General features: G+C 60.8%; 24 protein-coding genes. 19 read left to right on the top strand and 5 right to left on the bottom strand.

Features of this window, described 5'->3' with window-relative positions; translation table 11 throughout:
• Positions 1-31 precede the first annotated feature (31 nt).
• Together grxD and ACM6IP_RS23375 are read right to left on the bottom strand one after the other, a co-directional pair.
• Positions 32-373, bottom strand: a complete 342-nt coding sequence (gene grxD / locus ACM6IP_RS23370; RefSeq protein ID WP_095165923.1) for a Grx4 family monothiol glutaredoxin — start codon at positions 371-373, stop codon at positions 32-34.
• Between the two features lie 98 nt (positions 374-471).
• The gene (locus ACM6IP_RS23375; RefSeq protein WP_414862358.1) at positions 472-2,580 is read right to left on the bottom strand and encodes a molybdopterin oxidoreductase family protein; all 2,109 of its coding nucleotides are present in this window, start codon (positions 2,578-2,580) and stop codon (positions 472-474) included.
• A gap of 452 nt (positions 2,581-3,032) precedes the next feature.
• Between ACM6IP_RS23375 and argF the strand changes: the two genes are divergently transcribed.
• Positions 3,033-3,953, top strand: a complete 921-nt coding sequence (argF, locus tag ACM6IP_RS23380; RefSeq protein WP_414862359.1) for an ornithine carbamoyltransferase — start codon at positions 3,033-3,035, stop codon at positions 3,951-3,953.
• Positions 3,950-5,059, top strand: coding sequence for an ABC transporter ATP-binding protein (locus ACM6IP_RS23385; RefSeq protein WP_095165928.1), 1,110 nt, complete (start codon positions 3,950-3,952; stop codon positions 5,057-5,059). The genes argF and ACM6IP_RS23385 overlap by 4 nt, the downstream gene beginning before the upstream one ends.
• Positions 5,060-5,099: 40 nt before the next feature.
• On the opposite strand, the gene ACM6IP_RS23390 is transcribed toward ACM6IP_RS23385, so the two are convergent.
• Both ACM6IP_RS23390 and ybaK read right to left on the bottom strand, forming a co-directional pair.
• Positions 5,100-5,882, bottom strand: coding sequence for a PhzF family phenazine biosynthesis protein (locus ACM6IP_RS23390; RefSeq protein WP_414862360.1), 783 nt, complete (start codon positions 5,880-5,882; stop codon positions 5,100-5,102).
• Positions 5,883-5,980: 98 nt separating this feature from the next.
• Positions 5,981-6,451 (bottom strand): Cys-tRNA(Pro) deacylase, encoded by a 471-nt coding sequence (gene ybaK, locus ACM6IP_RS23395; RefSeq protein ID WP_320332938.1) that lies wholly within the window; start codon positions 6,449-6,451, stop codon positions 5,981-5,983.
• A gap of 370 nt (positions 6,452-6,821) precedes the next feature.
• On the opposite strand from ybaK, the gene ACM6IP_RS23400 reads away from it, so the two are divergent.
• From ACM6IP_RS23400 to ACM6IP_RS23465, 14 genes are all read left to right on the top strand, one after another.
• A complete protein-coding gene (locus ACM6IP_RS23400; protein ID WP_095165933.1) occupies positions 6,822-7,673 on the top strand; it encodes an MIP/aquaporin family protein in 852 nt (283 codons plus the stop codon).
• 77 nt (positions 7,674-7,750) lie between these two features.
• Positions 7,751-9,256, top strand: a complete 1,506-nt coding sequence (glpK, locus tag ACM6IP_RS23405) for a glycerol kinase GlpK (RefSeq protein WP_095165935.1) — start codon at positions 7,751-7,753, stop codon at positions 9,254-9,256.
• Positions 9,257-9,351: 95 nt separating this feature from the next.
• Positions 9,352-10,107: a DeoR family transcriptional regulator gene (locus ACM6IP_RS23410; RefSeq protein ID WP_095165936.1), complete on the top strand. Its 756-nt coding sequence runs from the start codon at positions 9,352-9,354 to the stop codon at positions 10,105-10,107.
• Positions 10,108-10,349: 242 nt separating this feature from the next.
• Entirely contained in the window at positions 10,350-11,888 is a 1,539-nt protein-coding gene (glpD, locus tag ACM6IP_RS23415; RefSeq protein WP_414862361.1) for a glycerol-3-phosphate dehydrogenase, read from the top strand.
• A gap of 341 nt (positions 11,889-12,229) precedes the next feature.
• A complete protein-coding gene (locus ACM6IP_RS23420; protein ID WP_095165940.1) occupies positions 12,230-13,144 on the top strand; it encodes a glutamate/aspartate ABC transporter substrate-binding protein in 915 nt (304 codons plus the stop codon).
• Between the two features lie 193 nt (positions 13,145-13,337).
• Complete coding sequence (locus ACM6IP_RS23425) at positions 13,338-14,084, top strand: amino acid ABC transporter permease (protein WP_095165942.1); 747 nt, start codon at positions 13,338-13,340, stop codon at positions 14,082-14,084.
• Positions 14,084-14,755 carry an amino acid ABC transporter permease gene (locus ACM6IP_RS23430; protein ID WP_159997737.1) on the top strand — a complete coding sequence of 224 codons (672 nt, stop codon included), beginning with the start codon at positions 14,084-14,086 and terminating at the stop codon, positions 14,753-14,755. The genes ACM6IP_RS23425 and ACM6IP_RS23430 overlap by 1 nt, the downstream gene beginning before the upstream one ends.
• Positions 14,752-15,486 (top strand): amino acid ABC transporter ATP-binding protein, encoded by a 735-nt coding sequence (locus ACM6IP_RS23435; protein WP_095165946.1) that lies wholly within the window; start codon positions 14,752-14,754, stop codon positions 15,484-15,486. Before ACM6IP_RS23430 ends, ACM6IP_RS23435 begins: the two co-directional genes overlap by 4 nt.
• A 161-nt stretch (positions 15,487-15,647) precedes the next feature.
• The gene (locus ACM6IP_RS23440) at positions 15,648-17,549 is read left to right on the top strand and encodes a sensor histidine kinase (protein WP_159997739.1); all 1,902 of its coding nucleotides are present in this window, start codon (positions 15,648-15,650) and stop codon (positions 17,547-17,549) included.
• Positions 17,546-18,874 (top strand): sigma-54-dependent transcriptional regulator, encoded by a 1,329-nt coding sequence (locus ACM6IP_RS23445; RefSeq protein WP_159997741.1) that lies wholly within the window; start codon positions 17,546-17,548, stop codon positions 18,872-18,874. Before ACM6IP_RS23440 ends, ACM6IP_RS23445 begins: the two co-directional genes overlap by 4 nt.
• A gap of 25 nt (positions 18,875-18,899) precedes the next feature.
• Entirely contained in the window at positions 18,900-19,229 is a 330-nt protein-coding gene (locus ACM6IP_RS23450; protein ID WP_414862402.1) for a GlpM family protein, read from the top strand.
• 140 nt (positions 19,230-19,369) lie between these two features.
• Positions 19,370-20,290, top strand: a complete 921-nt coding sequence (locus tag ACM6IP_RS23455; protein ID WP_414862362.1) for an arginase — start codon at positions 19,370-19,372, stop codon at positions 20,288-20,290.
• Complete coding sequence (locus ACM6IP_RS23460; RefSeq protein WP_095165954.1) at positions 20,287-20,661, top strand: EamA family transporter; 375 nt, start codon at positions 20,287-20,289, stop codon at positions 20,659-20,661. Before ACM6IP_RS23455 ends, ACM6IP_RS23460 begins: the two co-directional genes overlap by 4 nt.
• Positions 20,662-20,671: 10 nt before the next feature.
• Positions 20,672-21,070 (top strand): EamA family transporter, encoded by a 399-nt coding sequence (locus ACM6IP_RS23465; protein ID WP_401126283.1) that lies wholly within the window; start codon positions 20,672-20,674, stop codon positions 21,068-21,070.
• A 112-nt stretch (positions 21,071-21,182) separates the two neighbouring features.
• Here ACM6IP_RS23465 and ACM6IP_RS23470 read toward each other — a convergent pair whose 3' ends face one another.
• A complete protein-coding gene (locus ACM6IP_RS23470) occupies positions 21,183-21,938 on the bottom strand; it encodes a MipA/OmpV family protein (protein ID WP_414862363.1) in 756 nt (251 codons plus the stop codon).
• A 218-nt stretch (positions 21,939-22,156) separates the two neighbouring features.
• Here ACM6IP_RS23470 and ACM6IP_RS23475 point away from each other — a divergent pair, with 218 nt between their 5' ends.
• Genes ACM6IP_RS23475 through ACM6IP_RS23485 form a run of 3 tightly spaced genes read left to right on the top strand, consistent with a single transcriptional unit; the run spans position 22,157 to position 25,129 of the window.
• On the top strand, positions 22,157-22,855 hold the full coding sequence (locus ACM6IP_RS23475) for an MtnX-like HAD-IB family phosphatase (RefSeq protein ID WP_414862364.1): 699 nt from the start codon (positions 22,157-22,159) through the stop codon (positions 22,853-22,855).
• The gene (locus ACM6IP_RS23480; RefSeq protein WP_414862365.1) at positions 22,848-24,242 is read left to right on the top strand and encodes an aspartate aminotransferase family protein; all 1,395 of its coding nucleotides are present in this window, start codon (positions 22,848-22,850) and stop codon (positions 24,240-24,242) included. Before ACM6IP_RS23475 ends, ACM6IP_RS23480 begins: the two co-directional genes overlap by 8 nt.
• The gene (locus ACM6IP_RS23485) at positions 24,239-25,129 is read left to right on the top strand and encodes an alpha/beta hydrolase (protein ID WP_095165962.1); all 891 of its coding nucleotides are present in this window, start codon (positions 24,239-24,241) and stop codon (positions 25,127-25,129) included. Before ACM6IP_RS23480 ends, ACM6IP_RS23485 begins: the two co-directional genes overlap by 4 nt.
• Position 25,130: the final 1 nt, after the last annotated feature.

A 25,130-nucleotide genomic window follows, 5' to 3' on the forward strand; every position in this document is an offset into this window, starting at 1 on the left:
GGGTTCGCTGGCAAACCAGCGCCTACACCACTTAGGCTTCGGTCTTGCCAGCAGCAGCCTTTTCCACAGCAGCCTTGATGGTCGACTGCAGCGAACCGTCAGCGGCCATTTCGGTCATGATGTCGCTACCGCCAACCAATTCACCACCGACCCACAGCTGTGGGAAGGTTGGCCAGTTGGCGTACTTTGGCAGGTTGGCGCGGATTTCCGGGTTCTGCAGGATGTCCACGTAAGCGAACTTCTCACCACAGCCCATGACGGCCTGCGCGGCTTTCGCGGAAAAGCCACATTGTGGGGCATTCGGCGAGCCTTTCATGTAAAGCAGAATGGTGTTGTTGGCAATCTGCTCTTTAATAGTTTCGATGATATCCATGGAGCACCTCGGCTGAACTTTTCCGACTCAGTTGTCGGCACGGTGGCGCATTGTAACGGAAAGACCGACGCGATGCTCGGTCTCCCCGACAGACATACCTAGGCCGCTGCCACCGTCACCGGCACACCATTGAGCGCTGCGTTTCCCGACAACTCATCAAGCTGACGCTCATCCGTCAGGTCGTTGGCGCTTGACCCCGGTTGCGCCGTGGCGATGCCCATCTGCACTCCAGGCCGGGCATGGCCCCAGCCGTGGGGCAGGCTGACCACGCCCCGCATCATCTCGGGACTGCCGAGCACCTCGACTTCGATCTCGCCGACCCGCGAACTGACCCGCACCCGCTGGCCGTCGCTGAGCCCGCGCTGAGCGAGGTCGTCCGGGTGCATCAACAACTGATGACGCGGCTTGCCTTTCACCAGGCGGTGGTAGTTGTGCATCCACGAATTGTTGCTGCGCACATGGCGTCGGCCAATCATCAACAACTCATCCGCCGCCGGCGCTTGCAGGGCGGCAAAGCGCTGCAGGTCCGCGAGTATCGCCGCTGGCGCCGCTTGCACGTGCTGGTTGGGCGTTTTCAGGCGCGGCCCCAGGTTGGCCTTCAGCGCCCCCAGGTCGACGCCATGGGGATGATCGAACAGGCTGGCCACCGACAGCTTGTGCTCGGAGGCGTCACCGTAGCGACCGGCACGCAAGGCAAAGTCGATCATCTGTGCCGGTGGCAGCGTAGGCTTGAGCTCCTTGCCGGTCCTGGCCGCAAAGGCCTTGGCCAGGCCGACGAAGATCTCCCAATCATGCAGCGCACCCTCGGGCTTAGGCAGGATCGCCCGGTTGAAACGGCTGACATTGCGCACCGCGAACATATTGAACGTGGTGTCGTAGTGATCGTTTTCCAACGCCGAGGTCGAAGGCAGGATCAGGTCGGCGTAACGCGTGGTTTCGTTGATGTACAGGTCGACGCTGACCATGAACTCCAGGCCGTCCAGCGCCTGCTCCAGTTGCCGGCCATTGGGCGTCGACAACACCGGATTGCCTGCAACCGTGATCAGGGCGCGAATCTGCCCCTCGCCGCCCGTGAGCATTTCTTCGGCCAGGGCCGATACCGGCAACTCACCCGCGTATTCCGGCCGCCCGGAGACCCGGCTTTGCCACAGATTGAAATGCCCGCCCGAGGTCGACGCCACCAGGTCAACCGCCGGTTCAGTGCACAGTGCCCCGCCGACCCGGTCCAGGTTGCCGGTGACCAGGTTGATCAACTGCACCAGCCAATGACACAAGGTGCCAAAGGCCTGGGTCGAAACCCCCATGCGCCCATAACAGACCGCCGTCGGCGCGGCGGCAAAATCGCGTGCCAATTGGCGGATCTGCTCGGCCGGCACGGCACACAACGGGCTCATGGCCTCGGCATCGAATGGCGCAATCGCCTGGCGCACCTGATCCAGCCCATCCACCGGCAAATGACTGTCGCGACCCAGGCCTTCGCTGAACAAGGTATTGAGCACGCCAAACAGCAACGCCGCATCACCCCCAGGCCGAACAAATACATGCTGGTCGGCCATCGCCGCCGTCTCGCTGCGCCGCGGGTCGACCACCACCACTTTGCCGCCACGCGCCTGGATCGCCTTCAAGCGTTGCTCCACATCCGGCACGGTCATGATGCTGCCGTTGGACGCCAGTGGATTAGCGCCCAGGATCAGCATGAAATCGGTGTGATCGATGTCTGGAATCGGCAGCAGCAACCCATGGCCATACATCAAGTGGCTGGTCAGGTGATGGGGCAACTGATCGACGGACGTCGCGGAGAAGCGATTGCGGCTCTTCAGTAACCCAAGAAAATAATTGCTGTGGGTCATCAGCCCGTAGTTATGCACGCTGGGGTTGCCCTGATACACCGCCACCGCGTTCTGCCCATGACGCTCCTGGATCGTCGCCAGGCGCTCGGCGACCAGCACAAAGGCCTCGTCCCAACCAATCGCCTGCCACTCGTTGCCGACGCGCTGCATGGGCTGGCGCAGGCGATCGGGATCGTTCTGGATATCTTGCAACGCCACCGCCTTGGGGCAGATATGACCGCGACTGAAGCTGTCCAGCGGGTCCCCCTTGATCGAAGTGATCTGCAGGCCCGCGTTGTCGCTGGCGGTGGTTTCGATGGTCAAGCCGCAGATGGCTTCACACAGGTGGCACGCACGGTGGTTAAGAGTCTTGGTCATGGCCAGTCTCTGTTTTATTCGGGGCAACCAGGGCGCGGTTGCGGGAGTAAAACTATGGGCCGAGTCCGACCACTGCACCAGCGACGTTCGTCTTGTGAATCGGCGGGCATCAGGCCTGCCGATAGCACCCCACCATCTGGCGACCGGCAGGGCAAAAACCGACTGGTACGCCCGCCTGTGCGCTGCGCTCGATTGCCAAGGCGCGCGGGGGCAGTGTACAAAGGGCTTGCTGCTGTCAGGAAACAGGCTTCAAAAGCGCTACTGCGGTCACCCCGTAGCCCCTCTGAAATCCCCTAAACACCGTAGCCTATTGGTAAGGCGCGACATTTAATGTCAATATTGCGCCTTCCCCTATTTCGTCGCCCCGTGCGGCTTACGCCGCAGGTCTCGCCCGTTTTTTTAATTAAACAAGGCTTTGAGTATCTGCGGTCCGTTGCAAAAGGTAGTCAATGATGAGCGCAAGGCACTTTCTCTCCCTGATGGATTGCACGCCCGAAGAGCTGGTCAGCGTGATCCGTCGAGGCATTGAGCTCAAAGACCTGCGTAACCGCGGCGTACTGTTCGAGCCGTTGAAAAACCGCGTCCTGGGGATGATCTTCGAGAAGTCCTCGACCCGCACTCGCCTGTCGTTCGAAGCCGGCATGATCCAGCTCGGCGGCCAGGCCATCTTCCTCTCGCCGCGCGACACCCAACTGGGCCGTGGCGAACCGATTGGCGACTGCGCCATCGTCATGTCGCGCATGCTCGACGCCGTGATGATCCGCACCTTTGCCCACAGCACCCTGACCGAATTCGCCGCCAACTCCCGCGTGCCAGTGATCAACGGCCTGTCCGATGACCTGCACCCGTGCCAGTTGCTGGCCGACATGCAAACCTTCCTTGAGCATCGCGGTTCGATCCAGGGCAAGACCGTGGCCTGGATCGGCGACGGCAACAACATGTGCAACAGCTATATAGAAGCGGCCATCCAGTTCGACTTCCAGTTGCGCATCGCCTGCCCCGAGGGCTACGAACCGAACCCGCAATTCGTGGCGGCAGCCGGCGATCGCGTGACCATCGTCCGCGACCCCAAGGATGCCGTGCGTGACGCACACCTGGTGAGCACCGATGTCTGGACCTCCATGGGCCAGGAAGAAGAAACCGCCAAGCGCCTCAAACTGTTTGCGCCCTACCAGGTCAACCGCGCCCTGCTCGACCTGGCGGCCGAGGATGTCCTGTTCATGCACTGCCTGCCTGCCCACCGCGGCGAAGAAATCAGCCTCGACCTGCTCGACGACGGCCGCTCGGTGGCCTGGGACCAGGCAGAAAACCGCCTGCACGCGCAAAAGGCCTTGCTCGAATTCCTCGTTCCCCCGGCGTACCACCACGCATGAGTCATACATTACTGCTGAACCTGCGCAACCTGGCCTGCGGCTACCAGGACCAGCGCGTTGTCCAGAACCTCAACCTGCATCTCAATGCTGGCGATATCGGCTGCCTGCTTGGCTCCTCCGGTTGTGGCAAGACCACCACCCTGCGGGCCATCGCCGGTTTTGAACCGGTCCACGAAGGGGAAATCCAGCTGGCGGGAGAAACCATCTCCAGCGCCGGTTTCACCCTCGCCCCGGAGAAACGCCGGATCGGCATGGTGTTCCAGGACTACGCACTGTTCCCGCACCTGAGCGTGGCTGACAACATCGCCTTCGGCATTCGCAAGCACCCGCACAAAGACCGGGTCACCGCCGAGATGCTCGAACTGGTGAACCTGAAGAACCTCGGCAAGCGCTTCCCCCACGAGCTTTCCGGCGGCCAGCAACAACGGGTGGCCCTGGCTCGCGCACTGGCCCCGGAGCCGCAACTGCTGCTGCTCGATGAACCCTTCTCCAACCTCGATGGCGAATTGCGCCGCAAGCTCAGCCACGAAGTCCGCGACATCCTCAAGAGCCGTGGCACCAGTGCGATTCTGGTGACCCACGACCAGGAAGAAGCCTTCGCGGTCAGCGATCAGGTCGGGGTATTCAAGGAAGGTCGGCTGGAGCAGTGGGACACGCCCTACAACCTGTACCACGAGCCGCTGACACCTTTCGTCGCGAGCTTCATCGGCCAGGGTTACTTCATTCGTGGCCAGTTGCAGACCCCCGAGTCGGTGCAGACCGAACTTGGCGAGCTGCGTGGCAACCGCGCCTATACCTGGCCGACCGGCGGCGCCGTGGACGTGCTGCTGCGTCCCGACGATATCGTCTACGCCCCGGATAGCCCGCTGAAAGCGCGGATCATCGGCAAAACCTTCCTTGGCGCCTCGACGTTGTACCGCCTGCAACTGCCCACCGGCAGCCAGCTGGAATCGATCTTCCCGAGCCACGCCGACCACCTGGTGGGTGCCGATGTCGGCATTCGCGTGGCCGCCGAACACCTGGTGCTGTTCCAGGCATCCGGCAGCACCGCGGCACAGATACCGGCCGTCGAATCCGGAGTCCGCCGGTACAGCACCGCCAGTTGATCCACGCTCCTACACATCCAGTCAGGCAGCGACGTCAGTGTCAGCCCAGCAGCAACGTCCCGCTGGCCACCAACGTCGCGGTCCCGCCAATCTTCACTCGATCGCCTTCCAGGCGACAGAACAACTCCCCGCCCCGCGCCGAACACTGATAGGCCGTCAGACTGGTTTTATCCAGTTGCTGCGCCCAGTAAGGAATCAGCAGGCAATGGGTCGAACCGGTGACCGGGTCTTCGTTGATGCCGATGGCCGGGGCAAAATAGCGCGAGACAAAATCATGCTGCGTGCCGCGCGCGGTGACGATTGCCCCCAGCCAGGGCAACTTCGCCAGGGCCGCCATGTCGGGCTGACAATCGCGCACGGCCTGCTCCGATTCGAGCACCACAAACAACTCATTGGAACCCAGCACCTCGATGGGCTGCACCCCCAGCGCTGCGGCTATCAGCGGATTGGCCGCCACCGCACGCGGTGCGATCCTCGGGAAATCCAGCCATAGCTGCCCGCCTTCGCGGGTCACGCGCAACGGCCCGGATTTACTGATGAAGTCCAGGCTTTGCGACGGTTCCTCATACTGCTCGAACAACACATGGGCGCTGGCCAGGGTCGCGTGGCCGCACAACGGCACTTCCGTGGTCGGGGTGAACCAACGGATATGCCAACCCTGGGCCTCACGCACCACAAACGCGGTCTCGGCGAGGTTGTGCTCGGCGGCGATGTTTTGCATCAGTTCATCACTGAGCCAAGCCTCGAGCCGGTAGACCATCGCCGGGTTGCCACTGAACGGACGGTCGCTGAAGGCATCGACCTGATGAAACGCTAACTCCATGAGTGCTCTCCTTTTGTGTAGGCGAGCGCGAGCATGCAGCAGCGGTGGCTGGCTCACCAGTGACAGAGCCAGTGGATTTTCACCATACAGCGAACGGGTCAAGCCCGGCCGATGTCAGCGAACCTGGCCTGGGTATGCTCGGCCAGCACCGCAGGGGCCAATTCGACTTCCAGCCCCCGTCGACCGGCACTGACATAAATAGTCGCAAAAGCTTGGGCACTGCTATCGATAAAGGTACGCAGCCGCTTCTTCTGCCCCAACGGGCTAATTCCCCCCAATAAGTACCCGGTTGCCCGCTGCGCGGCAGCGGGGTCGGCCATCTCGACTTTCTTGACCCCTGCCGCATGGGCCAGCGCCTTCAAGTCCAGACTTCCGACGACCGGCACCACAGCGACCAGCAACTCGGCTTTCTCACTGGCCGCAAGCAAGGTCTTGAACACCTGGGCCGGCTGCAACCCAAGCTTTTCCGCCGCCTCCAACCCGTATGAAGCGGCCTTGGGATCATGTTCATAACTGTGTACACGATGTTCGGCACGAACTTTTTTCAGCAGATCCAATGCGGGGGTCATGGCAGCTCCAAGCCAACGAAAGAACAACAAATGCTGCGCCGGATTCTAGGTCATCACGCAGCAAAAGGCTCTAAGACCGCCCCGCTATCCAGTGGTCGGCGCTGCCGGCCAGGTAAATCTGCAACGTTGCCACCCCCCTCAAGACGCGATCATTCAGCCGAACAATAGTTGATTTGTGACTGATGGTTCACTTTCGACCTTTGACATCAGCGTTTCTTGTCTATATTTTTTCGTTTCCGAATACCATGCGAATAATCCTACGCAGCACCCAGCAGTAAGCCGAGACCAGGATGGGGATCCTGCCTTGGTGAAAATCGCGCCCGATCTCCTGTGGGACGAGCGCCCGACAACAACAAAAAACGAGGTTTTCATGACCACTGCTTTACAACAACCACCGCTCTCGAGCCAATGCATGGCCGAGTTCCTGGGGACTGCACTGCTGATCTTTTTTGGCACTGGCTGCGTCGCCGCCCTCAAAGTCGCGGGCGCCAGCTTTGGCCTGTGGGAAATCAGCATCATCTGGGGCGTCGGCGTCAGTATGGCGATCTACCTGACTGCGGGCGTTTCCGGTGCCCACCTGAACCCGGCCGTCAGTATCGCCCTGAGCATTTTCACCGATTTTGAAAAGCGCAAACTGCCCTTCTACATCTTGTCCCAGGTGGCGGGCGCCTTCTGTGGCGCGTTGTTGGTTTACACGCTTTACAGCAATCTGTTCTTCGATTTCGAACAAACCCAGCAGATGGTTCGCGGCAGCCAGGCCAGCCTGGAGTTGGCGTCGGTATTCTCCACCTTCCCCAACCCGGCCCTGTCTACCGGCCAGGCGTTCCTGGTCGAGATGATCATCACCGCGATCCTGATGGGCGTGATCATGTCCCTGACCGACGATAACAACGGCCTGCCCAAGGGCCCGCTGGCACCGCTGCTGATTGGCCTGCTGATCGCCGTGATCGGCAGCTCGATGGGGCCGCTGACCGGCTTCGCGATGAACCCGGCACGGGATTTCGGTCCTAAACTGATGACTTTCTTCGCTGGCTGGGGTGAAATTTCCTTCACTGGCGGCCGGGATATTCCCTATTTCCTGATTCCGATTTTTGCTCCGATTGTCGGTGCCTGCCTCGGTGCTGCGGCCTATCGCGGGCTGATTGCCCGTCACCTGCCCGGCGCCGTACCTGCTACAACAAAGGCAGAACCGGCGATGGATGGCAAAACCCGAATTTCCTGATAGCGGCGGCGCGTGATCCTGCCCACCATTGATCACGCGCCCCGATCCACTCCCTTATTTCGTCCAAGGCAATCGACATGACCGACACACAGAATAAGAACTACATCATTGCCCTTGATCAGGGTACGACCAGCTCGCGCGCGATCATTTTCGACCGCGACGCCAACGTGGTCTGCACCGCTCAACGCGAATTCGCCCAGCATTACCCACAAGCCGGTTGGGTCGAACATGACCCGATGGAGATTTTCGCCACCCAGAGCGCGGTGATGGTCGAGGCCCTGGCACAAGCCGGCCTGCATCACGACCAGGTGGCCGCCATCGGCATCACCAACCAGCGCGAAACCACCGTGGTCTGGGACAAGACCAGCGGCCGGCCGATCTACAACGCCATTGTCTGGCAGTGCCGGCGCAGCACCGAGATCTGCCAGCAGCTCAAGCGCGATGGCCACGAGCAATACATCAGCGACACCACCGGCCTGGTCACCGACCCGTACTTTTCCGGCACCAAGCTGAAGTGGATCCTCGACAACGTCGAAGGCAGCCGGGAGCGTGCACGCAACGGCGAATTGCTGTTCGGCACAGTCGACAGCTGGTTGATCTGGAAATTTACCGGCGGCAAGACCCACGTCACCGACTACACCAACGCCTCGCGCACCATGCTCTTCAACATCCACACCCTGGAGTGGGACGCGAAGATGCTCGAGCTGCTGGACATCCCACGCGAGATGCTGCCGCAGGTGAAGTCCTCGTCGGAAATTTATGGCCACACCAAGAGCGGCATTGCCATCGGCGGCATCGCCGGCGACCAGCAAGCGGCCCTGTTCGGCCAGATGTGCGTGGAGCCCGGCCAAGCGAAAAACACCTACGGCACCGGCTGCTTCCTACTGATGAATACCGGCAGCAAGGCAGTCAAATCCAGCCACGGCATGCTCACCACCATCGCCTGCGGTCCGCGCGGTGAAGTGGCCTACGCCCTCGAAGGCGCAGTGTTCAACGGCGGCTCCACCGTGCAGTGGCTGCGCGACGAACTGAAGATCATCAACGACGCCCACGACACCGAGTACTTCGCCAACAAGGTCAAGGACAGCAACGGTGTGTACCTGGTGCCCGCCTTCACCGGCCTCGGCGCGCCGTACTGGGACCCCTATGCCCGCGGCGCCCTGTTCGGCCTGACTCGTGGCGTACGGGTCGACCACATCATTCGCGCAGCCCTGGAGTCGATTGCCTACCAGACCCGCGACGTGCTCGACGCCATGCAACAGGACTCCGGCGAACGCCTCAAGGCCTTGCGCGTGGACGGCGGTGCGGTGGCGAACAACTTCCTCATGCAGTTCCAGGCCGACATCCTCGGCACCCAGGTCGAGCGCCCGCAAATGCGCGAGACCACGGCACTCGGCGCTGCCTATCTGGCAGGCCTGGCCTGCGGCTTCTGGGCCAGCCTGGACGAACTGCGCGGCAAGGCGGTGATCGAGCGCGAATTCGACCCGCAACTGGAAGAAAGCGCCAAGGAAAAACTCTACGCTGGCTGGAAAAAAGCCGTCAGCCGTACCCGTGACTGGGAGCCGCACGAAGGCGAGGAGTAAGCCAAGGGCCGAACAGTGTTCGGCATCTAACTGGTCGGGAGGGGATTGATGCGGCATCATGGGCAAATTTTGCACGGCAGCCCAAAGGACGCCCCATGAATCTGCCTCCCCGTCAGCAGCAAATCCTCGAACTGGTCCGCGAACGCGGCTACGTCAGCATCGAGGAAATGGCCCAGTTGTTCGTTGTTACTCCGCAGACCATTCGCCGCGATATCAATCAGCTGGCCGAAGACAACCTGTTGCGCCGCTACCATGGCGGCGCAGCCTATGATTCCAGCGTGGAAAACACTGCGTACGCCATGCGTGCCGACCAGATGCGCGACGAAAAGCAGCGTATCGGCGAAGCTATTGCCCGGCAAATTCCCGACCACGCCTCGTTGTTCATCAATATCGGTACCACCACCGAGTCCATCGCCCGGGCGCTGCTCAACCACAACCACCTGAAAATCATCACCAACAACCTGCACGTGGCCTCGATGCTCAGTGCCAAGGATGATTTCGACGTGCTGCTCACCGGTGGCACCGTGCGCCGCGACGGCGGGGTTGTCGGCCAGGCCAGTGTCGATTTCATCAACCAGTTCAAGGTCGACTATGCCCTCGTGGGCATCAGTGGCATCGACGAAGACGGCAGCCTGCTGGACTTTGATTACCAGGAAGTGCGGGTGTCCCAGGCAATCATCGCCAATGCCCGACAAGTGATCCTGGCGGCCGACTCCAGCAAGTTCGGACGCAACGCCATGATTCGCCTGGGACCGATCACCCTGATCGATTGCCTGGTGACTGATCAGGAGCCCGTGCCCGCCCTCGCCCAGCTGCTGAGCCAGAACAAGATTCGCCTGGAAGTCGTTTAGTCACTTCACCTCTTAAGCGTCCGTCCAGACGCCATCGCGAGCAGCGCAACCCTTGCTCGCGATAGCGCCTGCTCATGCCCCACCCGCATAAATGTTCGAAATTCTTCCTTTTCCGCCCCTTCGATGAGTTTTTTCAATCGAAGCGGACTGGCTGTGGGCGACTTTATGGGCTACCATTTTCGCAAATGAACATTAATGTTCGTATTCCAATACATAAAGCCAAAAATGCCCGAGGCCTGCCGATGCCCACTTCCACCTTGCCGACACCCCCACTTGCCGAGATCTATGACGTCGCCGTGATTGGTGGCGGGATCAATGGCGTCGGGATTGCGGCGGATGCTGCCGGCCGCGGGCTTTCGGTGTTCCTTTGCGAAAAGGACGACCTGGCCAGCCACACCTCGTCCGCCAGCAGCAAGCTGATCCACGGCGGCCTGCGCTATCTGGAACACTATGAGTTCCGCCTGGTGCGCGAAGCCCTGGCCGAACGCGAAGTGCTGCTGGCCAAGGCCCCGCATATCGTCAAGCAGATGCGCTTTGTCCTGCCGCACCGCCCGCACCTGCGCCCGGCCTGGATGATTCGCGCCGGCCTGTTCCTCTACGACAACCTGGGCAAGCGGGAAAAGCTCGCCGGTTCCAGAAGCCTGAAATTCGGTGCCGACAGCGCCTTGAAAAGCGAAATCAGCAAGGGCTTCGAGTACTCCGACTGCTGGGTCGACGACGCCCGCCTGGTGGTACTCAATGCCATGGCCGCCCGTGAGAACGGCGCCCACGTGCACACCCAGACCCGCTGCGTCAGCGCCCGACGCAGCAAGGGCCTGTGGCACCTGCACCTGGAGCGTGCCGATGGCAGCCTGTTCTCGATCCGCGCCAAGGCGCTGGTAAACGCTGCCGGCCCCTGGGTTGCCAAGTTCATTCGCGACGACCTGAAGATGGAATCGCCCTACGGTATTCGCCTGATCCAGGGCAGCCACCTGATCGTGCCCAAGCTGTACGAAGGTGAGCACGCGCACATCCTGCAAAACGAAGATCAGCGCATCGTATTCACCATTCCGTACCTCAATCACTTCACCCTGATTGGCACCACGGACCGCGAGTACACCGGTGACCCGGCCAAAGTGGCGATCACCGAGGGCGAAACCGATTACCTGATCCAGGTAGTCAATGCGCACTTCAAGCAACAGATCAGCCGTGACGACATCCTGCACACCTATTCCGGCGTGCGCCCATTGTGCAACGACGAATCCGACAACCCATCGGCCGTGACCCGCGACTACACCCTGGCCCTGTCCGGCAACGGTGAAGAGGCGCCCCTGCTGTCGGTGTTCGGCGGCAAGCTGACCACCTACCGCAAGCTCGCCGAGTCGGCCATGGCCCAGTTGGCGCCCTACTTCAAGCAGATGAAACCGAGCTGGACCGCCCAGGCAACCCTGCCTGGCGGCGAAGACATGAGCACCCCGCAGGCCCTGAGCGCCTTGATTCGCGACAAGTTCGACTGGGTCCCCACGGAAATCGCCCGCCGCTGGGCCACCACTTACGGCAGCCGCACCTGGCGCATGCTCGAAGGCGTACAGGGCTTGAACGACATGGGCGAGCACCTGGGTGGCGGGCTCTACAGCCGTGAAGTCGATTACCTGTGCCAGCAGGAATGGGCCACCACCGCCCACGATATTCTCTGGCGGCGCACCAAACTGGGCCTGTTCACCACGGCCGACGAACAGGCAAACGTGCAGCAGTACCTGCACAAGCTCGAAGTCAACCGCAGCAAGATCGAAGCGGCCTGATCGACAGCCAATACATAAAAAGCCCCTGGATTCCGCGATCCAGGGGCTTTTTATTTTCTACATTGCGTTGAAGCCGCGAAAAATTCATTCGGTTTTCCGAACGCGACCCGGCAGTCAATTCGGTTAACCGGATCAGGCGTAGGGACAAGTTCCGCCACAAATATTTAATATCCTTATAAATCAACAATTTAGGCATTTAACCCTGGCCTGGCACGACTCATGCTCTACACTCTTGGACGAACGCCTGAGATGCCAACACTTCAGGAGCTCCCCAGGCGTTCAGCAGTACTAGAGAGCCGAAGAACTGGCTCCATAAAAAAAACAATGTCGAGGAAAATTTGATGCGTATCGTTCCCCATATCCTGGGCGCAGCCATCGCTGCCGCTCTGATCAGCACGCCAGTTTTCGCCGCCGAGCTCACCGGCACCCTGAAGAAGATCAAAGAGTCCGGCACCATCACCCTGGGCCATCGCGACGCTTCCATTCCGTTTTCCTACATTGCAGACGCTTCTGGCAAACCAGTCGGCTACTCCCACGACATCCAGATGCAAGTCGTCGAAGCCCTGAAAAAAGACCTGGACCTGCCGAACCTGCAAGTCAAATACAACCTGGTCACCTCGCAAACCCGTATTCCGCTGGTGCAGAACGGCACCGTTGACCTCGAGTGCGGTTCCACCACCAATAACGTCGAGCGTCAGCAACAAGTTGACTTCTCGGTCGGCATCTTCGAAATCGGTACTCGCCTGCTGTCCAAGAAGGACTCCAAGTACAAGGATTTCGACGATCTTAAAGGCAAGAACGTCGTGACCACCGCTGGCACCACGTCCGAGCGCATCCTCAAGTCGATGAACGCCGACAAGCAGATGGGCATGAACGTGATCTCCGCCAAGGACCACGGCGAATCCTTCCAGATGCTGGAATCGGGCCGCGCCGTTGCGTTCATGATGGACGACGCCCTGCTGGCCGGTGAAGCGGCCAAGGCCAAGAAAGCTTCCGACTGGGAAGTGACTGGCACGCCACAGTCCTATGAAATCTATGGCTGCATGGTGCGCAAAGGCGACGAGCCGTTCAAGAAAGCGGTCGATGATGCCATCAAGGCCACCTACGCTTCGGGCAAGATCAACAAGATCTACGACACCTGGTTCCAGGCGCCAATCCCGCCTAAAGGCCTGAACCTGAACTTCCCGATGAGCGACGAGCTCAAGGCGCTGATCGCCAATCCGACCGACAAAGCGGCTGACGACAAGAAATCCTGATTTCTGACTAGTCTTACCTCCTGAGAGGGCCAATGCCCTTTCGGGAGGTTGTCACTACCTGCTGGCATTTTTGGAAACACTCGAACCGGTGGTTGTCGAGCCGACCGCGTGTGCCCGACCGTCAACGTCGGGTGGGAACGGAGTTCCCCCAGGCAGGTGCTTGAACATCGATTGAATCCGAGGGGAGACCCTAATGAATTACAACTGGGATTGGGGCGTGTTCTTCAAGTCCACCGGCGTGGGCAGCGAGACCTATCTCGACTGGTTCATTTCCGGGCTGGGCTGGACCATCGCTATCGCCATCGTGGCCTGGATCATTGCATTGCTGCTGGGCTCGGTACTGGGCGTAATGCGCACCGTACCGAACCGCATCGTGTCAGGCATCGCGACCTGCTACGTAGAACTGTTCCGTAACGTGCCGCTGCTGGTTCAGCTGTTCATCTGGTACTTCCTGGTGCCCGACCTGCTGCCACAAGACCTGCAGGACTGGTACAAGCAGGACCTCAACCCGACCACCTCGGCCTACCTGAGCGTTGTCGTGTGCCTGGGCCTGTTCACCGCCGCCCGGGTCTGCGAACAAGTGCGCACCGGTATCCAGGCGCTGCCCCGCGGCCAGGAATCGGCTGCTCGCGCCATGGGCTTCAAGCTGCCGCAGATCTACTGGAACGTGCTGCTGCCCCAGGCCTATCGCATCATCATTCCACCGCTCACCTCGGAATTCCTCAACGTCTTCAAGAACTCGTCCGTGGCCTCGCTGATCGGCCTGATGGAGCTGCTCGCGCAGACCAAGCAGACCGCCGAGTTCTCCGCCAACCTGTTCGAAGCCTTCACCCTGGCGACCCTGATCTACTTCACCCTGAACATGAGCCTGATGTTGCTGATGCGCGTGGTCGAGAAGAAAGTTGCAGTGCCGGGCCTGATTTCCGTAGGGGGTAAATGATGGAATTCGACTTCTCGGGCATCATCCCGTCCCTGCCGGGCCTGTGGAACGGCATGGTGATGACCCTGCAATTGATGGCGCTGGGCGTCGTCGGCGGGATCATCCTCGGTACCATCCTGGCGTTGATGCGCTTGTCCCACAACAAGTTGCTGTCGAACCTTGCCGGTGCCTACGTCAACTACTTCCGTTCGATCCCGCTGCTGCTGGTGATCACCTGGTTCTACCTGGCGGTGCCGTTCGTGCTGCGCTGGATCACCGGCGAAGACACCCCGATCGGCGCGTTTGCCTCCTGCATCGTGGCCTTCATGATGTTCGAAGCGGCGTACTTCTGCGAAATCGTACGTGCCGGTGTGCAGTCGATTCCCAAGGGCCAGATGGGCGCCGCCCAGGCCCTGGGCATGACCTATGGCCAGATGATGCGTTTGATCATCCTGCCCCAGGCATTCCGCAAGATGACACCGCTGTTGCTGCAACAGAGCATCATCCTGTTCCAGGACACCTCGCTGGTCTACGCCGTCGGCCTGGTGGACTTCCTCAACGCTTCGCGGGCCAGTGGCGACATCATTGGCCGTTCCAATGAGTTCCTGGTATTCGCCGGTCTCGTGTACTTCATCATCAGCTTTGCCGCCTCGCAGCTGGTCAAGCGTCTGCAAAAAAGGTTCGCCGTATGATCTCTATCAAGAATATCAACAAGTGGTATGGGGACTTCCAGGTGCTGACTGATTGCAGCACCGACGTCAAGAAAGGTGAGGTGATCGTGGTGTGCGGGCCGTCCGGCTCCGGCAAGTCGACCCTGATCAAGTGCGTCAATGCCCTGGAACCGTTCCAGAAAGGCGACATCGTGGTCGACGGCACTTCGATTGCCGACCCCAAGACCAACCTGCCGAAACTGCGCTCGCGCGTTGGCATGGTGTTCCAGCACTTCGAACTGTTCCCGCACCTGACCATCACCGAAAACCTGACCATCGCGCAGATCAAGGTGTTGGGCCGCAGCAAGGAAGAAGCCACCAAGAAAGGCCTGCAACTGCTCGAGCGCGTCGGCCTCTCGGCCCACGCCCACAAGCATCCGGGCCAGCTCTCCGGTGGTCAGCAGCAGCGTGTGGCGATCGCCCGCGCACTGGCCATGGACCCGATCGTCATGCTGTTCGACGAACCGACCTCGGCGCTGGACCCGGAAATGGTTAACGAAGTGCTGGACGTCATGGTGCAACTGGCCCACGAAGGCATGACCATGATGTGCGTGACCCACGAAATGGGCTTCGCCCGCAAAGTGGCGGACCGGGTGATCTTCATGGACGCCGGCAAGATCATCGAAGACTGCCCTAAGGAAGAGTTCTTCGGCGACATCAACGCTCGCGCCGAACGTACACAGCACTTCCTGAACAAGATCCTGCAGCACTAAGCAGCACACCGCTCCTCGCCCCCGTGTAGGAGCGAGCTTGCTCGCGATGGTGGGTCAGCTACATCACTGTTGACTGACACTCCATCGCGAGCAAGCTCGCTCCTACACAGGGACTGCGCGGATTTGTAGATTTGTGTTGTGGTTGACCCAAGGCATCTGTGATGAAATGCGACCCCACTCTTTATCGCGCCGCACCGCCATCACTCGCCGTGAAACCTCGTCTGATCCGCCACCTGTTCCTGCCGCCGCTGATCATCCTGCTGATGCTCGCATTGGGCCTGCTCGGCTTCTGGATCAGTGAGCACTACGGCATTCGCAGCCTCGGCGAAAACGGTCAACGCCAGCTGGAACTGCACGCCCGTGCGGTGGAAAGCGAGATCAGCAAATACACCTACCTGCCTAGCCTGCTGGAACTCGAATCGAGTGTTTCGCAGTTGCTGGCCGAGCCGTCGCCGGAACACCGGCAAGCGGTCAATAATTACCTTGAAGGCCTGAACCGGCGCAGCCGCAGTCGGGCCATCTACGTGATGGACACCACCGGCCGAGTCCTGGCCACCAGCAACTGGCGCGACGTCGACAGCTACCTGGGCGAAGACCTGTCCTTCCGTGCCTATTTCCAGAACGCAGTACGCGGCCAGCCCGGGCGCTTCTACGGGATCGGCAGCACCAACGGCGAACCCGGCTACTACCTGGCCCACGGCCTCGAGGAGCAAGGCAAGATCATCGGCGTCGCGGTGGTCAAGGTGCGCCTGGAAGCACTGGAAGAACGCTGGCAGCGCGCCCGCCTGGAAGCCTTCGTCAGCGATGAGAACGGCATCATCATTCTCTCCAGCGACCCGGCGCGACGGCTCAAGGCCGTGCGTCCACTGAGCGACGACACCAAGGAGCGCCTGGCCCGCAGCCTGCAATACTACTGGTTCCCGCTCAATGAGCTGGAGCCGCTGGCCCGCGAACGCCTGGCCGAAGGCGTGGAGAAACTGACCTTCCCGGCCAACGCCGAAGTGGTCTCCGACGACGAGGCCATCAGCTACCTGTCGCAGACCCGCCCCCTGAGCGACACGCCGTGGAATTTCACCCTGCTGACACCGCTCCAGGACCTGCGGCGCGAGGCGATCAACCAGGGCATTCTGGTGGCAGTGGCCTTCGCCCTGGTGGCGTTCCTGCTGATCGCCTGGAACGAGCGCCGCAAGGTCATCGCCACCCGCCTCGCGGCCCGGGAAGCCCTGCAGGAAGCCAACAATCAACTGGAGCGACGGATTACCGAACGCACCACTGACCTGCGAGCCAGCAACGAACGCCTCAAGGGCCAGATTCGCGAACGGCGCCTGGCCGAGGAAACCCTGCGCCATGCCCAGGATGAATTGGTACAGGCCGGTAAACTGGCGGCCATCGGCCAAATGTCCACCAGCATTGCCCATGAGCTGAACCAGCCCCTGGCGGCGTTGCGCACCCTGTCCGGCAACACCGTACGGTTTCTCGAACGTGGCCAACTGGACACCGCCAGTGCCAACCTGAAAACCATCAATGAACTGATCGATCGCATGGGCCGCATCACGGCCAGCCTGCGTTCCTTTGCCCGGCGCGGCGACGACAAGGGCCAGGCCAGCCTGGGCAAAGCGGTCGATGCGGCCCTGCAACTGCTGGGCGCGCGCCTGGAACACAGCGGCCTGCAGTTGCACCGCGCGTTCACTGACGAACAAGTGTCGATCGACCAGACCCGCCTGGAGCAGATCCTGGTCAACCTGATCGGCAATGCCCTGGATGCCATGCAGGCGCAAGCTGCGCCCCAATTGTGGCTCGAGGGTGAGGCAGTGGACGGCAAGTACCGGCTGCACGTACGCGACAACGGCCACGGCATTGACGCCGAGGCGCGCAAGCATTTGTTCGAACCCTTCTTTACCACCAAGCCTGGCGAACAGGGCCTGGGCCTCGGCCTGACCCTGTCGGCAAGCCTGGCCGCCGCGACCGGCGGCAGCCTGGGTGTCGAACACCCGGCCAGCGGTGGTACCGCATTTGTCCTCAGCTTACCCTTGGTAAGCCCCCTGCCCGTCGAGCCGATATGAACAACGATCTTAGTGTGCTGATCGTCGAAGACGATCCCCATGTCCTGCTCGGTTGCCAGCAGGCCCTGGCTCTGGAAGACATTCCCTGCACTGGTGTGGGCAGTGCTGAAGAAGCCCTGGCGCAGGTGGGCGACAACTTTGCCGGGATCGTCATCAGCGACATCCGCCTGCCGGGCATCGATGGCATGGAGCTGCTGGGTCGGCTCAAGGCTCGCGATCGCAGCTTGCCGGTGGTGCTGATCACCGGGCACGGCGACATTTCGATGGCTGTCGACGCCATGCAAAAAGGCGCCTACGACTTCATGGAGAAACCCTTCTCCCCCGAGCGCCTGGTGGACGTTGCCCGACGTGCCCTGGAGCAACGCAGCCTGGCCCGCGAAGTCAGCTCCTTGCGCCGGCAACTGGCTGAACGCGACTCACTGGAAGGCCGGATCATTGGGCGCTCGCCCGCCATGCAGCACTTGCGCGAACTGATCGCCAACGTCGCCGACACGTCGGCCAACGTGCTGATCGAAGGCGAGACCGGCACCGGCAAGGAGTTGGTTGCCCGTTGCCTGCACGACTTCAGTCGCCGCCAGGCCCAGCCCTTCGTCGCACTGAACTGCGGTGGCCTGCCGGAAAACCTGTTTGAAAGCGAAATCTTCGGGCATGAGGCGAACGCCTTTACCGGCGCCGGCAAACGGCGGATCGGCAAGATCGAACATGCCAACGGCGGAACCTTGTTCCTCGACGAAGTGGAAAGCATGCCGTTGCCCCTGCAGATCAAACTGCTGCGGGTATTGCAGGAGCGCACCCTGGAGCGCCTGGGTTCGAACCAGAGCGTGGCGGTCGATTGCCGGGTGATTGCCGCCACCAAGTCCGACCTCGACGAACTGGGCCGCGCCGGCCAGTTCCGCAGCGACCTGTATTACCGCCTCAACGTGGTGACCCTGGAACTGCCGCCGCTGCGCGAACGCCGCGAGGACATCCTGCAACTGTTCGAGCACTTCCTGCAGCAATCATCGCTGCGCTTCGACCGCGCTGTCCCGGACCTGGACAACCAGACCCTGTCGCACCTGATGAGCCACGACTGGCCGGGCAACGTGCGCGAACTGCGCAACGTCGCCGAACGCTTTGCCCTCGGCTTGCCGGCGTTCAAGAAGTCCGGCGCCACTGGCGCAGCCCAGGGCCTGGGGTTTTCCGAGGCGGTGGAAGCCTTCGAGCGCAACCTGCTGAGCGATGCCTTGCAACGCAGCGGCGGCAACCTGACCCAGGCCAGCCTGGAATTGGGCATGGCCAAGACCACGCTGTTCGACAAGGTCAAGAAGTACGGCCTCAGCCACTAACCCAGCGAGAACAGTCGTGGATCTATTGTTGAAAGCGGCCCTTGGCGCGGCGGTGGTGGTGATAATCGCCGCCCTGGCCAAGACCAAAAACTACTACATCGCCGGCCTGGTACCGCTGTTTCCGACCTTCGCCCTGATTGCCCACTACATCGTCGGCAAGGGCCGTTCGCTGGACGACCTGAAGACCACCATCGTATTTGGTATGTGGTCGATCATTCCGTACTTCGTGTACCTGGCGACCCTGTATGTGATGGTCGATCGCATGCGCCTCGAGGCATCGCTGGCCGTGGCGGCCGTGGCTTGGTTGATGGCGGCGACGGCGCTGGTCAGCGTCTGGGTTCGCCTGCACAGCTGATCGCAATCCCCTGTCACAGCCGTGCAGGAGCGCCCACGATTGCTGGCCCATCCCTTGCATTTATCCCCCGAAGCCCATCGGCCGGCCTTCATAATCGATGAAGTCGGTGTCCGGGAGGGGTGCAAGGATGAACACTGACCTTGAACATTTTAGATCTCGACCACAGCCTGACTGCCCAGGCACCGATCGCAAAATTGCTCGAAAGCGGTCGCGCCAAACGCCTGGACCTGCTCGACCTCGGCCCGAAACTGCGGCTCTGGTCCAGTGAACGCACCTGGCTGCGCTTTTGCGAACGCCTGCGACAACGCCCCCGGCACAGCGGCCCGCAGCCGGAAATCTTCTTCGTCGGCTCCGGCGACTACCACCATTTGACCCCGGCCTTTCTTACCGACTTGCCGGAACCAACCAGCCTGATCCACTTCGACAACCACCCTGACTGGGTCCGGTTCGCGCCGCGTCGGCATTGCGGCTCATGGGTCAACCAGGCACTGAAACTGCCGAACATCCAGCGCATCGTCACCCTAGGCCCGTGTAGCGAGGACCTGCAAAACCCCCAGCTCAAGGGCGGCAACCTGAGTGCGCTGAGCCGCGGCGTATTGCAACTGTTCCCCTGGCAGCACGCGCCGTCGAGGATTTGGGGGCGGGTCGGCGATGGGGCCGGGCATCGACAGCAGGAAAACCTGCTGCACTGGCACAACCTGGCGGATCTGGACTGGCCAGCATTTCTCCAGCAACTGATCGCCAGCCTGCCTACGCAAGCAGTGTGGATCACTATCGACAAGGATGTGCTGGCCAGTGCGGACGCCGCGACCAACTGGGATCAAGGCGCCATGCGGTTGAGCCATCTGGTGCAGGCGATACGCATGCTGGCAGCCGACAAACACATCCTCGGCATCGACATCTGTGGCGACTACGCCAGCCCGGGCTTCAGTAATGTCCTGAAACGCTGGGAAGCCAGGTCCGACCAGCCCCCAGCCGAGCGCTGGAGCGAAGCCGACCTGCTGCACAATGCCGCGACCAACCAAACCCTGATCGAGTTATTCGAGGAGCTGTTCCCATGACCTTCACGGTGATCGTACTGGTAGCGATTTCGATTGTGCTGGACGTCATCGGCCAGCTCTGTTTCAAGCTCGGCCTGGACCGTTTGCCGGAGCTCGAAGGCGGGTTTCGCCTGAATGCGTTCTGGGGCCAGGTGTTCAACACACCGCTGCTGTGGTGCGGGGTCGTCACCTACGTGATCGAGTTCTTCATCTGGCTCGAAGCCCTGTCCAGGGCGCCGCTGAGCCTGTTGTTTCCGGCGGCGGCGCTGGCCTATTGCGGCGTGGTATTGGCGGGCAAGGTGATCCTTGGCGAACACGTCAGCCGCCGGCGCTGGCTCGGCACTCTGGTGATTACGGCGGGCGTCATGCTCGTGTGTGCCGTCAATGCATAAGAATCGAGCGATGATCAGCCGCAAAGCCGACTGGCTGCACGAACGCCTCGGCACCGTTGTCCTATGGGTACTCTTGATCGTATTGGAAAGCGCGGGCCAGATCGCGACCAAGGTCGGTGGCGATCAACTGGGGCAAATGGACTTCAACCTGCAATGGCTGCTGGCAGTGGCGGGAAACGTCGGAGTCTGGCTGGCAATTGCCTGCTACTTCGGTGCGTTCTTCGTGTGGATGCTGATTCTGCGGCGCAGTCATTTATCCCTGGCCTTTCCCCTGAGTTCACTGGTGTTCGTTGGCGTATTGTTGGGGTCCTGGCTTTGGTTGGGAGAACACATCAGCCTGCTGCATTGGGTGGGGGTGGCGGTGATCATGGGAGGAATTGTGTTGTTGGCTGGAGGTGAAGAAGCCTAAAGGTTGGGCTCCTCCCTCTTTCGTTCGGCGCCTCCAGGGGGCAATAAGATCAAGCACCAAAGCAAGGTGGATACGCATCCCCCTATGGGGCTGGTTTTCCAGCGATCCAAAGTCAGTCGAATGTATAGGCAAGCGCCACCTGCACTTCGCCCTGGCTCCTATCGCCAACGGCTTTGACGATGCTGCTGTCTGCCGCGTGCCCCATCAGGCGAATCCAGCTAGCGCTGCTCAACAGCGACCAGTTCAGCGCCAGGGGAAACTCGAAGCTCTGGGTCAACGTGACCTTCTGCAAACCGCCACCGGCGGTGTACGGGGCGATCCCCGAAGATCGGGCCTCATCACCATCCACGCCAAAAAACGTCTGGTTCTGCCGGGCATCGGCGAAATGCGCAGTCAGGTTATTGCTGCCGATCACCCCGCCGCCCAGTGGATAACCCGCCTCGCCACCCACTCTTGCCAACACACCCCCGCCGCGCCCGCCCACCGCCTGACCGACGAACGCGAATACCCGCCAGAAATCAGCCGGGGCGTACTGTACAAACCCGCCCAACACTCCCCTGCCAGGCACATCACGCAAGCCCTGCAATTCACCGTTGGAGGTGCGACCTGGCAGGTAGTTGACGAACGGACCGGCGCTGAAACCGCTGACGCTCAGCGCGTCCCAGGTCATCCCGTCATCGGTGCCCAGGCTGACATCGCCCCAACCCAAATCAAGGTACGGCACCGGCCGGGTTTCATAACCAGTGCCGCTCGGGTCGCGAGGCTGGTAGCTGAGGCCGGAACCAACTTCGCCGGTGATGCCATCGGCCATGACGCGGGCCGAAAGGCAGGTCAGCGCAGCGATCAATGCAACAGTAATCCTCGACATGAGGTGATTCCTGAAACGGGATTGGCGCGCATCAATCCCCGGATTGCCTCGACCACGCAAGCACTCATGTTGATTGTAGGAGCCTACAAAAATTGTAGCTGCGCCTACACCAAAACTCGCCACCCCCCCGGCCCCACGAGACCAGGCACGACTGGCACAGTCCCTGCTCTACCCCTTGGCAAGCGCACAACGCGCACCCAGCCCAATAGGTACAACAGATGATTGACTGGCATATCGTGTGTGATTTCGACGGGACCATCACCCGCACCGACGTGATCGACAGCATCCTCCAGCGTTTCGCCGACCCGGGCTGGAAGGCGATCGAAAACGCATGGGTGGCGGGCGACATCGGCTCTCGTGAGTGCCTCAGCCGCCAGCTTTCGCTGGTAAAGGCCACACCAAACGAACTGCTCGACCTCTTCGACACTATCGAAATCGATCCGGATTTCCCCGACTTTGTCGACCACGTCATCGGCCTCGGCGCGTCCTTCGAAGTGGTCAGCGACGGCATCGAACAAGCCATTGCAAGGATCCTGGCACGCCACTACGCGAGTCTCTTGCCGATTCTCGCCAACCGCTTGCGCCAGATCGACTGCAGCCAATGGCGCATCGACTTCCCGCATGCCAGCGATGCCTGTCGCGCCGCTGCTGGCAACTGCAAGTGCAGGTCTACAGCCACTGCCCGTCGGGTGCTGGTGATCGGTGACGGCCAGTCCGACATGTGCGTAGCCGCCACCGCGGATTTCGTGTTCGCCAAGGATCGCCTGGCCGAGCACTGCAAACGTAACAGCATTGCTTACGCCCGCTTCGACAGCTTCGCCGAACTTCCAGCCCTGCTGGCCCTGCTGCCAAGCGTCAGCACCACCAACGCCACGTATTTCAATCTCGACACCCAGGAGCCCTTCCACCATGCCTGATATTCGAATCGCCACCACCGAAGACCAGATACTTCTGGAAAAAGAAGCTCGGTACTGCTCCTACGGCGACACCGTTCACTACATCGAGCCCCCCCGAATTTTCAGCCGCTGCAAAGGTTCCTATGTCTGGGACACTAGCGACCAAGCCTACCTCGACCTGCAGATGTGGTACTCGGCGGTCAACTTCGGCTACGCCAACCCGCGCCTGAACAATGCGCTGAAACAGCAGATCGATGCCTTGCCGCAAATCGCCAGCCAGTATTTGCACAAGGGCAAGATTGAGCTCTCGGAGATGATCGCGGTCGACGCAAAGAACAAGTTCGGACTCGACGGGCGCGTGCACTTCAATGTAGGTGGCTCACAGTCCATCGAGGACTCGTTGAAAATCGTACGCAACGCCTCTCAGGGCAAAAGCCTGATGTTCGCCTTCGAGGGTGGTTATCACGGGCGCACACTCGGTGCTTCGTCGATCACCTCCAGTTATCGCTATCGACGCCGCTATGGCCATTTCGGCGAACGCGCCAACTTCGTCCCGTTTCCGTACCACTTTCGCGGCCCGAAAGGCATGACCAAGGAAGAGTACGGCAGTCACTGCGTGAAGCAATTCGCCAGGTTGTTCGAGACTGAATACAACGGCGTCTGGGACCCGAAAGTCAGCCAGTGCGAATACGCTGCGTTCTATGTCGAACCGATCCAGGGTACCGGCGGCTATGTCATCCCGCCGGTGAACTTCTATAGCGAACTTAAGCATGTACTGGACCAACACGGCATTTTGCTAGTGGTCGACGAAATCCAGATGGGCTTCTACCGCACCGGCAAGCTGTGGTCGATCGAGCACTTCGACGTCAAACCAGATGTGATCGTCTTCGGCAAAGCCTTGACCAACGGCCTCAATCCCCTCGGCGGGCTCTGGGCCAGGGAAGAGCTGATCAACCCGAAGATTTTCCCGCCTGGGTCGACCCACTCGACGTTTGCTTCCAACCCACTGGGCACGGCAGTCGGCCTGGAAATGTTCAAGATGACCCACGAGTTCGATTACGGCGCGATGGTCTTGGACAAGGGCAAGTATTTCCTCGAAGGATTGAAAGACTTGCAGAAACGCTACCCGATCATCGGTGATGTCGACGGTCTGGGGTTGGCCCTGCGTTGCGAAATCTGCGGGCCGGACGGTTTTACTCCAGACAAAGAAACCCTCGACTTCATGGTCGAAGAGGGCATGAAGGGCGACATCGAAATCGACGGCACACGGCTGGGCCTGATCCTTGATGTGGGGGGGTACTACAAAAACGTTATAACCCTGGCGCCGTCGCTGGAGATCAGCTACCCGGAAATCGACCTTGCCATCGCCCTGCTCGATCGTCTGCTGCATCGGGCGATGCAACGATGAACGCCCTGCTTTCACCCGAAGCGGTCGACATCGGCGAAGGCAACAGCGGGTTCATTCTCGGCAGCGGGACTGTGGCGGTGTTGCTGATTCACGGCCTGACCGGCACCCCGACGGAACTGCGTCGCGTGGCCATGGGCCTGGCCGCGGCGGGGTATACGGTCTACGTGCCAACCCTGGCCGGGCACTGTGGCAATAACGCAGACCTGCGAGCCACGGGATGGCACGACTGGTACCAGAGCGCACGCAATACCTACCTCGGTGTGCGGCGCAAACACGAGCGCGTTTTCGTTGGCGGATTGTCCATGGGCGCAGTGCTGTCGATGTACCTGGCAGCCGAACATCCGGGACAGATCGAGGGCTTGCTGCTGTATTCGACGACCCTGCGTTACGACGGCTGGAACATGCCAAAAGCGGCTGTACTCATACCGTTGCTGATGGCGATTCCATTCGGTGTACACCTTTGCCGCTTCACCGAAAAATCACCCTTCGGGATCAAGGACGAACGCCTGCGGGCAATCGTCGAGCGGCAGATGAAGGCAGGTGAAAGCGCTAATGCCGGGCTGTTGACCCTGTCCGGGGTCAGTGTTCGTGAATTGCACCGGTTAGTCGCTGTTGTGAAAAAACGCATGCCGCAAATCACCACCCAGGCACTGGTGGTGCATTCGCGCGAAGACGATATCACCAGCCGCTGGAATGCCGACTATGTGGAACGCAAACTCGGCGGCCCGGTCGTGAAAATCCTGCTCGACGACTGCTACCACATGATTACTGTCGACCTGCAATACCGGCTGGTGGTGGAGTTGAGCGTGGATTTTATCCAACAACGTTTCAAGCAGCAGTCCAACACCCCGCCTGCCATGCGCCAAGCGTCCCGGCAATTGGCTTAAA

The organism is Pseudomonas sp. IT-P176 (assembly GCF_949767245.1).
GTDB lineage: Bacteria > Pseudomonadota > Gammaproteobacteria > Pseudomonadales > Pseudomonadaceae > Aquipseudomonas.